The sequence below is a fragment of the Microbispora triticiradicis genome, from assembly GCF_005864065.1.
GTDB classification, from domain to species: domain Bacteria; phylum Actinomycetota; class Actinomycetes; order Streptosporangiales; family Streptosporangiaceae; genus Microbispora; species Microbispora triticiradicis.
Genome location: NZ_VANP01000016.1, coordinates 25,040 through 38,785, shown reverse-complemented (window position 1 = coordinate 38,785; position 13,746 = coordinate 25,040). Strand labels below are relative to the sequence as shown.

Here is a 13,746-nt window from a genome sequence, read left to right as displayed (position 1 = left end):
CCGGTCACGCCGCGGACCCGCGCGGCCGTCCCCCGGACGGGCCGGGGTCAGGCCAGGGCGGGGTCGAGGACCACGTCCTCGCCCTGGGTGGTGGGCGCCTCGGGGAAGTGGCAGGCGGTCAGGTGGCCCTCGCGGTTGCCGCTGAGCCGGACCAGGGGCGGCACCTCCTCGGCGCACTTGTCCTGGGCCTTCCAGCAGCGCGTGCGGAACCGGCAGCCGGACGGCGGGTTGATCGGCGAGGGCACGTCGCCCGCCAGGCGGATGCGCTCACGCGGCTCGCTCGACATGTCGGGCTCCGGCACCGCCGACAGCAGGGCGTGCGTGTACGGATGCCGGGGCCGCTCGTAGATCGACGCGCGGTCGCCGATCTCGACGATCTTCCCGAGGTACATGACCGCGACCCGCTGGGAGAAGTGCCGCACGACCGCGAGGTCGTGCGCGATGAACAGGAACGCGATGCCGAGCTCGCGCTGCAGTTCCTGCAGCAGGTTGACCACCTGCGCCTGGATGGAGACGTCCAGCGCCGACACCGGCTCGTCGGCGATGATCAGCTTGGGGTCGAGCGCCAGGGCCCGGGCGATCCCGATGCGCTGCCGCTGGCCGCCGGAGAACTCGTGCGGGAAGCGGTTGTAGTGCTCGGGGTTGAGGCCGACGATCTCCAGCAGTTCCTGGACGCGCCGCCTGCGCCCGCCGGGCGGGTCGATGTCGTTGACCTCCATCGGCCCGCGGATGATCGTGCCGACGGTCTGGCGCGGGTTCAGCGAGCTGTACGGGTCCTGGAAGATCATCTGGATCTCGGGCCTGATCGGCTTGAGCTCCCGGCGCGAGCTGTGGGCGATGTTCCGCCCGCGATAGAGGATCTCGCCCGAGGTGGGTTCGAGCAGGCGGGCCGCCAGGCGGCCGGTGGTGGACTTGCCGCAGCCCGACTCGCCCACCAGGCCGACGGTCTCGCCCTCGCCGACGGCGAGGTCGATGCCGTCCACCGCGTGGACCGCCCCGACCTGGCGCTTGATCAGCGTGCCACCCCGTACGGGGAAGTGCTTGACCAGCCCCTTGAGCTCCAGCAGCGTCTCGTTCATGCGCCGTCCTCGGTCCGAGCGTCGATCTGGGCCTCGGTCCGGTCCGAGGCCTGGGTGGTGCGAAGTTCCCTCTTCTGTTCGAGGGTGAGATAACAGGCGTCCCCGTGACCCGTCTCGGGGGAGACGTCCGGCCGTTGCCCGAAGCACAGTTCGGGCCCGGCGAGCCGCGGATAGTCGCAGCGCGGGTGGAACGGGCAGCCGGAGGGCGGGTTGAGCAGGCTCGGGGGAGTGCCGCGCACCGGCTTCAGCGGGACGTCCACGCTGGAGTTCAGCCGCGGCATCGACGACAGCAGGCCCCACGTGTAGGGGTGGCGCGGCTCGCGCAGCACCTCGCGGACGGTGCCGCGTTCGGCCGCCCGCCCGGCGTACATGACCAGGACGTCGTCGGCGGTGTTGGCCACGACGCCGAGGTCGTGCGTGATCAGGATGATCGAGGTGCCGAACTGCTGCTGCAGGTCCTTGAGCAGGTCGAGGATCTGCGCCTGGACGGTCACGTCCAGCGCGGTGGTCGGCTCGTCGGCGATCAGCAGGTCGGGGTCGCAGACCAGCGCCATGGCGATCATCGCGCGCTGCCGCATGCCGCCGGAGAACTCGTGGGGGTAGTGGTCCACCCGCACCTCCGGCTGCGGGATGCCCACCCGCCGGAGCATCTCGACGGCCCGGTCCCGGGCCTCCTTCTTGCTCGCGCCCCGGTGCTTGCGGTAGACCTCGCCGATCTGCCGGCCGATCGTGTGGAACGGCGACAGGGCGGTCAGCGGGTCCTGGAAGATCATCGCGACCCGGTCGCCGCGGAGCTTCTCCATCGTGGCGCGGTCGGCCGTGATGAGCTCCCGGTCCTCCAGCCAGATCTCGCCGCCGATCCGCGTGTGCGCGGGGTCGTGCAGGCCCAGGATGGCGAGGTTGGTGACGGACTTGCCCGACCCCGACTCGCCGACGATGCCGAGCGTGGTGCCCTTCTCCAGATCGAAGGACAGGCCGTCGACGGCGTGGACGACGCCGTCCTCGGTGCTGAACTCGACGCTCAGGTCACGGACGGACAGGAACGGCCCGGGGCCGCGAGAGGTCCCCGGCTCGCCGCTCCACGACACGGTGGTCACTTGGTGCTCCAGTTCCAGGTTTCGGGCGTTCGGCTCGGGCACGGCTCAGGTCAGGCGGACCCGCGGGTCGATGAACGCGTAGAGCACGTCCACGACGATGTTGAGGATGACGATCATCGCGGCGCCCACGATGGTCACGCCGAGCAGCATGGGGAGGTCGTTGTTCTGCACCGCCCGCACGGCGAGCTCGCCGATGCCGTGGAGGGTGAACGTCTGCTCGGTGATGATGGCGCCGCCCAGCAGGGTGGCGAGGTCGACGCCGAAGATCGTGACGATGGGGATCATCGCGCCGCGCCAGGCGAACCGGAAGAACACCGCGCGGTTCGACATGCCCTTGGCCCGCGCCGTGCGGACGTAGTCCTCCGCGAGCTGCTCCACCATCTGGGAGCGGGTCATCCTGGTGTAGTTCGCGGTGAAGATGATCGACAGCACCACCCACGGGAGGAGCAGGTGGGTGAACCAGCCCACCGGGTCCTCGGTGACCGGCACGTAGGACGGGCGCGGGATCAGCTGCATGGTGTCGACGAGGTAGAAGGCCAGCAGCGGGCCGACGAAGTAGATCTGCAGCGAGGCCCCGATGACGGACGAGGCGCTGGCGATCTTGTCGAGCGGCTGCCCGACCTTCCAGGCCGCGATCATGCCGGTGATGATGCCGAACGCGAGGATGACGATCGACGCCCCGAACGTCAGGGACAGCGTCACCGGGAAGCGGTCCACGATGGCGCCGAACACCGGCTCCTGGGTGGCGAAGGAGTAGCCCAGGCAGGGGGCGGGGCAGTCGCCGAACTGCACGAGCTCGCGGCCGGCGAAGATGCCCACGAGCCAGTGCCAGTACTGCACGAACAGCGGCTCGTCCATGCCCAGGTTGTGCCGGACCAGCTGGAGCGTCTCCGGCGGGCAGATCTTGCCGCAGAACGCCCGGGCGGGGTCGCGGGGGACGGCGTAGAAGAGGTAGAACGTGACCGCGCTGATGATCAGCAGGATCATGAGGGCGCCGAGGATCCGGCGTACCAGGAAGCTGGTCATGGTCTCGTACGTGCTCCAGCGGTCGGAACGGGCGGGGGCCCGCCGCCCCGCCCGCGGGGGCGGAGGCGGCGGACCCGGTGGTGCTACTTCACGTAGACGTTCAGCGCGGACTGCTCGCCCTGGATCGGGTCGAACCTCACCCCGCCGAGGCCCGAGCCGTACAGGCCGAAGTAGGTCTGGTAGAACTCGGGGATGATCGCGGCCTGGTCCATGATCTGCCGGTCGATCGCGGCCCACGCCTTGCCGGCCTCGGTGGGGTCGGTCGCCGCGTTGGCCTTGTCGATGGCGGAGTTGATCTCCGGCACGTTCAGGTGGCTGTAGTTCGGCGCGTTGTCGGAGATCTGACGGCCGTCGAACTGCGGCTGGATCGCGGTGGAGCCGGTCGGCCAGTCGGCCGCCCAGCCGCCCCAGTAGACGTCGTACTTGTTGTCCACCGGGCCGATGGCGTCGTAGTAGGTGCCCGCGTTCAGCGGCTTGCCGACCACCTTGATCCCGGCCTTGGCCAGCGCCTCCTTGATGGCGATGGTGACCTTCTCCTGCGTCGGCGTCTGGTTGTAGGCGTAGACGATGGTCGGGGTGGGGTTCCCGGCCTTCTGCAGCAGAGTCTTCGCGGCCTCGGGGTCGCCCTCGGGCTTGGCCAGCTTGCCGTACAGGTCGAACGCCTCGTAGCCGAGGACGGTCGGGCTCATCACGGTCGTGGCGATCTTCCCGGCCGAGATCTCGCCGCCCTGGAGCTGCTGGATCTGCTTGGCCGGCCACGCCAGCTGGATCGCCTTGCGGACGTTGACGTCCGTGACCCGCTTGGTGTTGATGTTGTAGAAGGTCGTGAACGGGGTCAGGCCCTGCAGCGACCGCTTCATCAGGTCGGCGTTGCCGAACACCTCCTGGACCCGCTCGGGGGCGACCGGGTTGTGGAAGGTGAACGCCTGCTTGTCGTTGCCCGTGTCGGCCATGAAGCGCTCGGTGGTCTGCTGGCTCTGCAGGCCGAACTCCATGTGGAACTTGTCCGGGTACGCGTGCCGGATGGGGTCGGTGTTCTTGTCCCAGTTCTCGTTGCGCTCCAGGTCGAGCGACTTGTCCGTCACGTGACTGACGATCTTGTACGGACCGGACGACCAGGGCTGCTTGTCGTACTTCTGCTTCGTGTCGTGCGCCTTCGGCACGGCGCCGTAGCCGGTCATGGCGACGGTGAAGTTGAAGTCGGGGTGCGCCGCGTTCAGGTGGAAGACCACCGTCTTGTCGTCCGGCGTCTCGATCGTGTCGAGTTCCTTGCCGTCGTACGGGCCCTTGTACTGGTCGCGGAACGGCTTGTTCGGGTCCGGGACCAGCCAGGACTCGGCGTAGTCGGGGCCCTCGGTGATGAAGTCGGCGAACAGGCGCTCGAAGCTGTACTTGACGTCAGCGGAGGTGATCGGCGCGCCGTCCTGCCACTTGAGGCCGTCCTTGAGGGTGAACTTCCAGGTCTTGCCGCCGTCGGTGGTGGTGCCCGTGTCGGTCGCGAGGTCGCCGACGAGCTTGATGTTGCCCGCGTCGTCCTGCTTGTAGTTGGTCAGCGTCCGGGTGAACAGGGCCGAGACCGAGGAGTTGTAGTTGATGTAGACGCGGCCGGGGTCGAGGTGGCTGAAGTCGTCACGGTCGATCATGTAGACGGTGCCGCCCGGCTTGGCGCCCGGGACCTCGGGGGCCGGTCCCGTGGAGTCGTCGGCGGTGCCGACCGATATCGCGCTGACGGCCTTGTTCTCCAGCGGCTTCTGGGAGCTGCCCGCGGCGCCCTCGGGGGCCCCGCCGCCACCGCCCTTGGCGCAGCCGGCCAGTGCCAGCGCGCCCGCCGCGAGCACGGCCGTCATGGAGACGAATCGCCTGCTGTGCGATCTCATGTGGTCCTTCCTATGGAGGTGCGCGCTCACTGGGTCAGCGCTTGGTGCGTGGGTCGAAGGCGTCGCGGATGGAGTCCCCGAGCAGGTTGAAGGCCACCACGAAGATCAGCATCGAGACGCCGGGGAACAGCAGGTAGGTGACGTCGGAGTGGTAGACGTTCACGCCCACCTGGAACATGCGGCCCCAGTCGGGGGTGGGCTCGGTCATGCCCACGCCGAGGAAGCCGAGTCCCGCCTCCGCGCCGACGTAGAGCGGGAGCGCGAGCGTGGCCTGGATGATGATCGGGGTCCAGAGGTTGGGCAGCAGTTCCTTGAAGATCACCCGGGCCGGCGACGCGCCGGTGACGCGGGCGGCCTCCACGAACTCGCGCGCCCGCAGCGACAGCACCTGGGCACGCAGCAGGCGGGCGATCGTGGCCCAGCCGAGGACGGTGAGGACGACGCAGATCGACACGTACCGCAGCCAGACCGGCGTCTCCTCCTCGGGGAGCACGAGAGCCGCCTCGACGACCGGGAGGAAGACGATCAGGAACAGCTGGGAGGGGAACGCGAGCAGCGTGTCGATGACCCGCCCGATCACGTAGTCGGTGCGGCCGCCCAGGTATCCCGAGGTCACGCCCATCACGACCCCGATGACCGTGGTGAGGACGGTCACGATGACGGCGATGCTCAGCGAGGTGCGGATGCCGTACACGAGTTGCGTGAAGACGTCGCGGCCCAGGCCGGGCTCCAGCCCGAACCAGAAGTCCCCGCTCATGCCGCCGTTCGGCGCGATGGGATAGCCGAACTGGTTGAGCAGGCCGGGCTGGTTCTGCCCGTACGTGGTGTACGGGTCCTTGCCGTACAACGAGGCGATCACGGGGGCCAGGAGCGCGATCAGGAAGAAGGCGAGCACGACGATCGCCGAGCCGACGCCTGTCCTGTCGCGCCGGAAGCGGCGCCACATGAGCTGTCCGGGCGAACGGCCGACGACGGCGGGACCGGACGCGGCCGGGTCCGCGGTGTCCGCGGGCTCCGCGGCGGCGTCGGTCGCGGTCGAGGGGGGGAACGTCATGGTTCGGTGCTCCCGGGTGGACCATTAACGATCGGAAGAGATCCGACTATAGGGAACCCTGGCAACTGATTTGGCAGGGGTCAATCACTTGGCGCGGGCAGTTCGCCGCGTTCTTGCTTCGTTGTGCAATGTAAATCACCTTGTGTCCTGCGACCGCGTTGACCTTGGTGGACGCGCCGCGGGACACTGCATATTACATGAATGCACTTATGTCACAACTTTGTGACATAACCCACACATACCCGAGAAGAAGTGCACAGATAAGGATCCTTGTTTGATCACCGATCCGATCCCCGCAAACCCGCACTAGGTCGTTGAAGCGGGCGTGGCTACACTGGTGTCTAGCAGAGCAGCGTGCTCCGGGGTCGGTGAAATTCCGAACCGGCGGTGACATCCCTGCCCCCAGGGGTGAAGTCCGCGACCCGGCCGAAGCCATCGGCCGGTGGACCTGGTGAGACTCCAGGACCGACGGTGAAAGTCCGGATGGGAGGAAGCGCGCGAACGGGCGGTCGTATGCCGCCGGGCGGTCCCACAGGGCCGTTCCGGCAGCGGGCCGCCCGAGCAGTGGTGCGTGGCCGCATCCCGATCGTTCCCCGGGGCCCGCCGTTACGGCAACGGCGAGAGGAAGACCGGGTGACCTCGCGGGACATCCTTCACATGCGGCGCGCGATCGCGCTCGCCGCCCGGGGACTGGGCGGCACCAGCCCCAATCCCGTCGTCGGCTGCGTCGTCCTCGACGCCTCGGGTGAGGTCGCCGGGGAGGGCTTCCACGCCTACGCCGGCGGTCCGCACGCCGAGGTCGTGGCGCTGCGCGAGGCGGGCGGACGGGCCCGGGGCGGCACGGCCTACGTGACGCTGGAGCCGTGCGCCCACACCGGCAGGACCGGGCCCTGCGCCACCGCCCTCCTGGAGGCCGGCGTGGCGCGGGTCGTCGTCGCCGTCCCCGATCCCAACCCCGTGGCCTCGGGCGGCGCTGAGGTGCTGCGGCGGCACGGCGTGCTGGTGGACGAGGGCGTGCTGACGGCGGAGGCCGAGGAGGGCAACGCCGCCTGGCTGACCTTCGTACGGGCCCGCAGGCCCTATGTGACCTGGAAGTTCGCCGCGACGATCGACGGCCGCTCGGCGGCCGCCGACGGCACCAGCCAGTGGATCACCTCGCCCGAGGCGCGGGCCGACGTGCACCGCCTGCGGGCCGAGAGCGACGCCGTCCTCGCCGGAATCGGCACCGTGCTCGCCGACGACCCCCGGCTGACCGTCCGGCCGTCCGTTGACTCGATCGCGCCGCCGGCGGCCCTCCCCGCCTCGCCGCGCGCCACGCCCGTGCTGCGCGTCGTCGCCGACCCCGGCGCCCGCACCCCCGCGGGCGCCCGTGTGCTGGACGGCGAGGCGCCGACGCTGGTCGCGGTGGCCGAGGACGCCGCCGTCCCCGCCCACCTGACCCACGTCGTACGAATCCCCCGTGCCAAGGGGGGAATAGACCTCCACGCTCTCCTGGCTGAGTTGCACGGGAGGCAGATCGTGAGCGTGCTGGTCGAGGGGGGTCCCACGCTCGCGGGCGCGTTCCTGCGGGAGGGACTCGTCGACCGGGTCGTCGGCTACCTCGCCCCGGCGCTGCTGGGCGCGGGCGCGTCGGCGCTCGGCCCGGCGGGCGTCTCGACGATCACGGAGATCCACCGGCTGGAGTTCGCCTCGGTGACCCCCCTCGGGCCGGACATCAAGGTGGTCCTGCGGCCCAAGATCACCGCTCGTCAGTCCTTCCCGCACACCGATCCCCTGGGTGCGGATCCCCAGGTCGTACAGTCCCCTAAGGAGAGCTGAGATGTTCACCGGAATCGTCGAGGAGCTCGGCGAGGTCGTGGCTCTGGAGTCCCTGGGCGACTCCGCGCGCCTCACCGTGCGCGGCCCGGTCGTCACCGGCGACGCCCGGCACGGCGACTCGATCGCCGTCGACGGCGTGTGCCTCACCGTGGCCGGCGCGGAGGGCGACTCCTTCGCCGCCGACGTGATGAAGGAGACCCTCGCCAGGTCCGCGCTCGGCGCCCTGCGCCCCGGCTCGCGGGTCAACCTGGAGCGGGCCGTACGCGCCGACCAGCGGCTCGGCGGGCACATCGTGCAGGGCCACGTGGACGGGACCGGGGAGGTGCTGTCGCGCGAGCCCGGGGAGCACTGGGAGGTCGTGCGGATCTCGCTGCCCGCCGGTCTCGCCCGCTACGTCGTGGAGAAGGGGTCGATCGCCGTGGACGGGGTCAGCCTGACCGTGGCCGCGGTCAGCGACGACTCCTTCGCGGTCAGCCTGATCCCCACCACCCTGGAGCTCACCACGCTCGGCCGCAAGCAGCCGGGCGAGCCGGTCAACCTGGAGGTGGACGTCATCGCCAAGTACGTCGAGAAGCTGACCGCCGCGACCGCCAAGGGGGTCGCGGCGTGAGCTGGACCGAGGCGGGATTCGACGTGTACGGCCAGCACGTCCTGTGGACCGACCTGGTGGGCAACGTGTGCGCGCTGGGCACGGTCTGGCTCGCGATCAAGAAGACGATCTGGACCTGGCCGGTGCAGCTGCTCGGGTCGGTCCTGCTGTTCGTGGCGTCGGTCGGCGCGCACATCACGGGCAACGCGCTCAAGCAGGCGCTGTTCGGCGTCCTGGCGGTCTACGGCTGGGTGAAGTGGTCGCGCGGCACCCGCGGCGGCGCGGAGCTGCCCATCCGGTCGGCGCGGCCGGGGGAGCGGGCGGCGCTCGTGGGCCTGCTGGTCGCCGGGACGGTCGCGGTCGCGCTCACCTTCACCTTCCTCAACTCCCGGGGCTGGAACATCTCCTGGAACCCCTGGCCCGACGCGTACATCTTCGTGGGCAGCGCGGCGGCGACGTGGGCGCAGGGCAGGGCCCTGGTCGACTTCTGGATCATCTGGGTGGCCGTCGACCTCGTGGGCGTGCCGCTGGCGTTCAGCTCCGGGCTGGTCGTCTCCGGGGTGGTCTACGGGCTGTTCTTCGTGATGGTGATGATCGGTTTCCGTGACTGGCTGCGCCAGTCGCGCACGTTGCGGGCGGTGATCGCGTGAGTGACATCAGGCTGGACCCGATCGAGCGGGCCGTCGCCGACATCCGGGACGGCCGTCCCGTGGTCGTGGTCGACGACGAGAACCGCGAGAACGAGGGCGACCTCATCTTCGCCGCGTCCAAGGCGACGCCCGAGCTGGTCGCCTTCACGATCCGCCACACCAGCGGCGTGATCTGCGTGGGCATGGAGGGCGCCACGCTCGACCGGCTCGGCCTGCCGCTGATGGTGCAGGACAACCGCGAGCGTCTGCGCACGGCGTACACGATCAGCGTGGACGCCAGGGACGGCGTGACGACCGGCATCTCCGCCGCCGACCGGGCCAGGACCATCAGGACCCTGTGCGACTCGGCGACCGAGCCGTACGAGCTGGTGCGGCCGGGGCACATCTTCCCGCTGCGCTACCGTGAGGGCGGCGTGCTGGCGCGTCCCGGCCACACCGAGGCGTCGGTGGACCTCGCCCGGCTGGCCGGGCTGTCCCCGGCCGGCGCGCTCGCCGAGATCGTCAACGACGACGGCACGATGGCGCGCCTGCCGAGGCTGCGCGAGTTCGCCGACGAGCACGACCTCGCGCTCGTGTCGATCGAGCAGCTCGTCGAGCACCGCCGCCGGTCGGAGCCGATGGTCACCCGGGTCGCCGAGACCGGCATCCCGAACCGGTACGGCATGTGGCGCGCGTACGGCTACGCCAGCGCGCTCGACGGCGGCGAGCATCTCGCGCTGGTGTACGGCGACCTCGGCGACGGTGAGAACGTGCTCGTCCGGGCGCACTCCGAGTGCCTCACCGGGGACGTGCTCGGCTCCCTGCGCTGCGACTGCGGGGTGCAGCTCGACACCGCGATGCGCATGATCGCCGAGTGCGGCCGCGGCGTGATCGTGTACCTGCGCGGCCACGAGGGGCGGGGCATCGGGCTGCTGGCCAAGCTGCGGGCCTACGGCCTGCAGGACAACGGCAGCGACACCGTCGACGCCAACCTCGAACTGGGGCTGCCGGTGGACGCCAGGGAGTTCTCCAACGCGGGGCAGATGCTGGCCGACCTCGGCGTGAAGTCGGTGCGGCTGCTGACCAACAACCCGGCCAAGACGCGGGGCATGGACGGGTACGGCGTCAAGGTCCTCGGCCGCGAACCGATGCCGGTGGCGATGAACCCCTACAACGAGCGGTACCTGACGGCCAAGCGCGACCGGCTCGGCCACGAGATCTCCGGCGGCATACCCCGCGACATCCACGGCGAGCACTTCGGCAGGGAGGCCTCATGAGTGAGCGAAGCGAGCGAACAAGCAGGCACAGCGCGATCCGCGCACGCGGCTCCGAGCCGTCAGGCGAGGAGGGCGCATGAGCGGTGCGGGACGGCCGGACGCGGCGGCGGTGGACGCGGGCGGGCTCACCGTCGGCATCGTCGCGGCCCGGTGGCACGAGAAGATCACCGACCAGCTCCTGGCCCGGGCGGTGCGGGCGGCCGAGGACAGCGGCGCGGCCGTGGTCACGGTCCGGGTGGCCGGGTCGCTGGAGATCCCGGTGGTCGCCCAGGCACTGGCGCGGCGCTGCGACGCCGTCGTCGCGCTCGGCGCGGTGATCAGGGGCGACACGGCCCACTTCGACTACGTCTGCGACTCGGTCACCGCGGGGCTGACCAGGGTCAGCCTCGACGAGTCCACCCCCGTGGGCAACGGGGTGCTGACCTGTGACACCCTTGATCAAGCGGTCGAGCGGTCCGGCGTGCCGGGCAGCAAGGAGGACAAGGGGTACGAGGCGACGATCGCTGCCCTGGAGACCGCGGTCCTCCTGCGCGGCCTCGCCGGCTGACACCCGCGCGATCCTCGCATCCGCAGCGCCGAGCCGGGAAGATGTCACTGGTGATCACGTTCCGTCCGTCCGCCGGGCACGCCGTACGCAGTCCCGAGGGGGATCGTCATGCCTGAGGGCGTGCCGTCGTTGCCGGTCACCTGGCGGCCCCGGAGCACGACGATCATCGCGTACGGCCTGGCGGGGGTGATGGTGGGCGGTGCGATCGTGCTGGCGGTCGGCCTGCCGGAGCAGTTCAAGCTGCCCGACCGGCTGGGCATGGTCGGCTTCGGGCTGCTCGTGGCGTTCGTGCTGCACCTGCTCGGCCGCCTGCGGGTGCGGGCGGACGAGCGGGGGATCACGGTGGTGAACCCGCTGCGGGTCCACCGTTTCGAGTGGGCGGAGGTGCTCGACGTCACGATGGTGGAGGGCGACCCCTGGCCCAAGCTCGACCTCGCGAACGGGCTCAGCCTGGGCGCGATGGGCATCCAGAGCACCGAGCGGGAGCGCTCGCGCCGGGCGGTCGCCCAGCTCACCGCTCTCATCCGGGAACGCGGCGAGGCCCCCGACCACCTCTAGCTCCTGAATGGTCACCGAAATCAGGAAATATCAGCGGCCCTGAAATAATTGACATGGCTCGAATAGCGCCTGCCTCCTAGACTCTGGACGTGGCCGCCAGGCGGGAGTCGCAAGTGGGCAATAAGCCCGATTCGAGCGACGTTGCGAGATCTGCCCTTCCATGGGGTAAAACGCTGCAGGCGCGGCGGCTGGCCGCCGAACTCACCACGAAAGAACTGGCCAAGCGGGCCGGGTGCGATCCGGCGTTCGTCGTCTGGCTGGAAATGCTCCCGGTCCGGCCGGCGAGCGGTCTGGCGGACCGGGTGGAGGCGCTGCTGGATCTGCATCTCGACCCACCGCCCGAACCCGGCCCCGAGGGGCTGATCAGCAGGAGGGCCTTCACCGGTTCGCTGAGCGCGATGATCTACTACGCGGCGAGCCGCGGGGACATCGCCGGCGCGGCCCTGCGGCCGCGGCTCGGCCGGGAGATGATCGACGATCTGGACGCGGCCCGGCTCGCCCTGGTGGCGCGCGAACGCGCCTTCGGCCCGGCCGAGCTGATCGCCTCCGCCGCGGGCTACCTGTCGCTGATACGGCGCCTGCTGCGGGAGGGAGCGCACGGCTCCATGAGCCGTGACCTGCTCAGGACCGGCGCCCAGTGGGCCGACTTCGCCGGTTGGCTCCATCAGAGCGCCGGCGCTCCGGCGATCGCCGCGTCCTACGAGGACCTGGCCGTCACCTGGGCGCGGGTCGGCGGCAACGCCCAGCTGGAGGCCTACTTCCTGGGCCGGCGTTCCCAGATCGCCGTCGACGCGGACGACCGGCCCTTCGCTCTGTCGCTGGCGCGGACGACGATCGAGGACGGGCTCCCGCCGACGATGAAGGCGTTCCTGCTGCAGCAGCGGGCGCACGCCTACAGCGGCATGGGAGTGCGGAAGATCGGCCTGCGGCTGCTCGACGAGGCCGACGAACTGGTCGACGGCCCGCGTGCCCAGGATCACTCGGGCGAGAGGAATCTGATCAAGGCGGATTACGTCACGCACGCCTATCTCGCCCTGCAACGCGGAAAGGTCCTGACCGACACCGGGCGTCCCCGAGCCGCCATCGAGGTGCTGGAGGCGGGCATGCGGAAGTGGCCGCGCGATTTCTACCACGAGGGAAGCCTGGTCTCCGCCCGCCTGGCGGTCGCCCATGCCGCTGCCGGCGACATGGAGGAATCCGCCCGCGCGGCTCTGCGGGCCGTTCGCATCGCGAAGGAGACCGGAGCGGGCCGGGCGATGGGGGAGATGGCCCCGATCATTCCGGTTCTCCGCGCTCATCGCCGGAAATCTCGAACAATCGACGAATTCTTCCGGAATCTGAACAACGTTCCTCCTACCATCTGACGAGGCGAGGCGGCCGCCGGAACAGCGGCACGACTCCTCGCGGGAATCGAACGTCTCAACAACGGGTGGCCGATGTCGGAATTCTGGTTGGGGCTGCTCGGCGCGGTCATCGGCGGGGTGTTCAGCACAGCCGGTTCGCTGGTGCAGGCACGTGCCACGTACGGCGCGGTCATGCGGCAGGTCGTCGCCCAGCACGAGTTCGATCGCCGGCTCAGGAGGGAGGACGAGATCCGGAGCGCGGCGACCGCCATCCTGCTCGCGTTGTCGAGCATGTCCGCGCGGGCCTTCTCGCTGGCCGAGCAGCGGGCGTCGGCGCACGAGCACACCGCCGGGGCGGCCGGCGATCTCCGGTCCGGCCTCACGACCGGTGCGAGGGAGACCCGTTCGCTGGTGCTCGTGTACGAGGACCTGCTCGACGACGAATCGGTCGAGCGGGTGCTGGAGGCGTGCGCCCTCGCCGCCGACCTGCCGTTCCAGCCCGACTCGCACCTCGGCACGGCCCTGGAGCGGATCGACCTGGCGATGCGCACGCTCAAGGCCGTGAAGCGCGGGGAGGCCGTTCCGCCGGCCTAGGTCGTGTCTGACGAATCAAGCCCTGCTGCGCGTGGCCCAGGCGGCGCCTCGCTACGTTGTCGTCCCACCCACGAAGATTCCGCGCCGGCCCGGAGATTTCCGCGTACCCGGGACGCGCCGTCGCGGCCCTGGCCGCCGCCCCCGCCGGCCAGGCACCACGACCAGCTCGCATGTTCCTCACCCTTCCTCGTTCCACCCGTTGATCACCACGAGGAAACCAGGCGGACGCGCCGGAGCGGCGCGTCACCACAGCGGGCG

13 protein-coding genes and 1 riboswitch are annotated in these 13,746 nt (G+C 70.3%); of the genes, 8 read left to right on the top strand and 5 right to left on the bottom strand.

Features of this window, described 5'->3' with window-relative positions:
* Nucleotides 1–47: 47 nt before the first annotated feature.
* The 5 genes from FED44_RS30125 to FED44_RS30105 all read right to left on the bottom strand — a co-directional run bounded on the left by FED44_RS30125 (nt 48) and on the right by FED44_RS30105 (nt 6,133).
* Nucleotides 48–1,079, bottom strand: coding sequence for an ABC transporter ATP-binding protein (locus tag FED44_RS30125; protein ID WP_111700280.1), 1,032 nt, complete (start codon nt 1,077–1,079; stop codon nt 48–50).
* Nucleotides 1,076–2,176 (bottom strand): ABC transporter ATP-binding protein, encoded by a 1,101-nt coding sequence (locus FED44_RS30120; RefSeq protein ID WP_138462817.1) that lies wholly within the window; start codon nt 2,174–2,176, stop codon nt 1,076–1,078. The genes FED44_RS30125 and FED44_RS30120 overlap by 4 nt, the downstream gene beginning before the upstream one ends.
* Before the next feature lie 45 nt (nt 2,177–2,221).
* Nucleotides 2,222–3,202: an ABC transporter permease gene (locus FED44_RS30115; protein WP_111700282.1), complete on the bottom strand. Its 981-nt coding sequence runs from the start codon at nt 3,200–3,202 to the stop codon at nt 2,222–2,224.
* Nucleotides 3,203–3,285: 83 nt separating this feature from the next.
* Nucleotides 3,286–5,079, bottom strand: a complete 1,794-nt coding sequence (locus FED44_RS30110) for an ABC transporter substrate-binding protein (RefSeq protein ID WP_138462816.1) — start codon at nt 5,077–5,079, stop codon at nt 3,286–3,288.
* 34 nt (nt 5,080–5,113) lie between these two features.
* Nucleotides 5,114–6,133, bottom strand: a complete 1,020-nt coding sequence (locus FED44_RS30105) for an ABC transporter permease (RefSeq protein ID WP_138462815.1) — start codon at nt 6,131–6,133, stop codon at nt 5,114–5,116.
* A 350-nt stretch (nt 6,134–6,483) separates the two neighbouring features.
* Nucleotides 6,484–6,634, top strand: a riboswitch (FMN riboswitch).
* Nucleotides 6,635–6,766: 132 nt separating this feature from the next.
* Here FED44_RS30105 and ribD point away from each other — a divergent pair.
* The 8 genes from ribD to FED44_RS30065 all read left to right on the top strand — a co-directional run bounded on the left by ribD (nt 6,767) and on the right by FED44_RS30065 (nt 13,488).
* On the top strand, nt 6,767–7,951 hold the full coding sequence (gene ribD / locus FED44_RS30100; protein WP_244302384.1) for a bifunctional diaminohydroxyphosphoribosylaminopyrimidine deaminase/5-amino-6-(5-phosphoribosylamino)uracil reductase RibD: 1,185 nt from the start codon (nt 6,767–6,769) through the stop codon (nt 7,949–7,951).
* 1 nt (nt 7,952) lies between these two features.
* Nucleotides 7,953–8,561: a riboflavin synthase gene (locus tag FED44_RS30095; protein ID WP_138462814.1), complete on the top strand. Its 609-nt coding sequence runs from the start codon at nt 7,953–7,955 to the stop codon at nt 8,559–8,561.
* A complete protein-coding gene (locus FED44_RS30090; RefSeq protein ID WP_117409773.1) occupies nt 8,558–9,190 on the top strand; it encodes a nicotinamide mononucleotide transporter family protein in 633 nt (210 codons plus the stop codon). Before FED44_RS30095 ends, FED44_RS30090 begins: the two co-directional genes overlap by 4 nt.
* Complete coding sequence (locus FED44_RS30085; protein WP_138462813.1) at nt 9,187–10,446, top strand: bifunctional 3,4-dihydroxy-2-butanone-4-phosphate synthase/GTP cyclohydrolase II; 1,260 nt, start codon at nt 9,187–9,189, stop codon at nt 10,444–10,446. The genes FED44_RS30090 and FED44_RS30085 overlap by 4 nt, the downstream gene beginning before the upstream one ends.
* Before the next feature lie 76 nt (nt 10,447–10,522).
* Nucleotides 10,523–10,993, top strand: coding sequence for a 6,7-dimethyl-8-ribityllumazine synthase (gene ribH / locus FED44_RS30080; protein WP_138462812.1), 471 nt, complete (start codon nt 10,523–10,525; stop codon nt 10,991–10,993).
* Nucleotides 10,994–11,101: 108 nt separating this feature from the next.
* Nucleotides 11,102–11,551 carry a PH domain-containing protein gene (locus tag FED44_RS30075; protein ID WP_138462811.1) on the top strand — a complete coding sequence of 150 codons (450 nt, stop codon included), beginning with the start codon at nt 11,102–11,104 and terminating at the stop codon, nt 11,549–11,551.
* Between the two features lie 113 nt (nt 11,552–11,664).
* Complete coding sequence (locus FED44_RS30070) at nt 11,665–12,915, top strand: hypothetical protein (protein ID WP_154956622.1); 1,251 nt, start codon at nt 11,665–11,667, stop codon at nt 12,913–12,915.
* Nucleotides 12,916–12,987: 72 nt separating this feature from the next.
* Nucleotides 12,988–13,488, top strand: coding sequence for a hypothetical protein (locus tag FED44_RS30065; protein ID WP_138462809.1), 501 nt, complete (start codon nt 12,988–12,990; stop codon nt 13,486–13,488).
* Nucleotides 13,489–13,746: the final 258 nt, after the last annotated feature.

Coding starts and splice junctions, on each gene's coding strand:
- FED44_RS30115 (WP_111700282.1), bottom strand. CDS start 3,202: ATGACCAGCTTCCTGGTACGCCGGATCCTCGGCGCCCTCATGATCCTG.
- FED44_RS30105 (WP_138462815.1), bottom strand. CDS start 6,133: ATGACGTTCCCCCCCTCGACCGCGACCGACGCCGCCGCGGAGCCCGCG.
- ribH (WP_138462812.1), top strand. CDS start 10,523: ATGAGCGGTGCGGGACGGCCGGACGCGGCGGCGGTGGACGCGGGCGGG.
- FED44_RS30110 (WP_138462816.1), bottom strand. CDS start 5,079: ATGAGATCGCACAGCAGGCGATTCGTCTCCATGACGGCCGTGCTCGCG.
- FED44_RS30075 (WP_138462811.1), top strand. CDS start 11,102: ATGCCTGAGGGCGTGCCGTCGTTGCCGGTCACCTGGCGGCCCCGGAGC.
- FED44_RS30095 (WP_138462814.1), top strand. CDS start 7,953: ATGTTCACCGGAATCGTCGAGGAGCTCGGCGAGGTCGTGGCTCTGGAG.
- FED44_RS30125 (WP_111700280.1), bottom strand. CDS start 1,079: ATGAACGAGACGCTGCTGGAGCTCAAGGGGCTGGTCAAGCACTTCCCC.
- FED44_RS30065 (WP_138462809.1), top strand. CDS start 12,988: ATGTCGGAATTCTGGTTGGGGCTGCTCGGCGCGGTCATCGGCGGGGTG.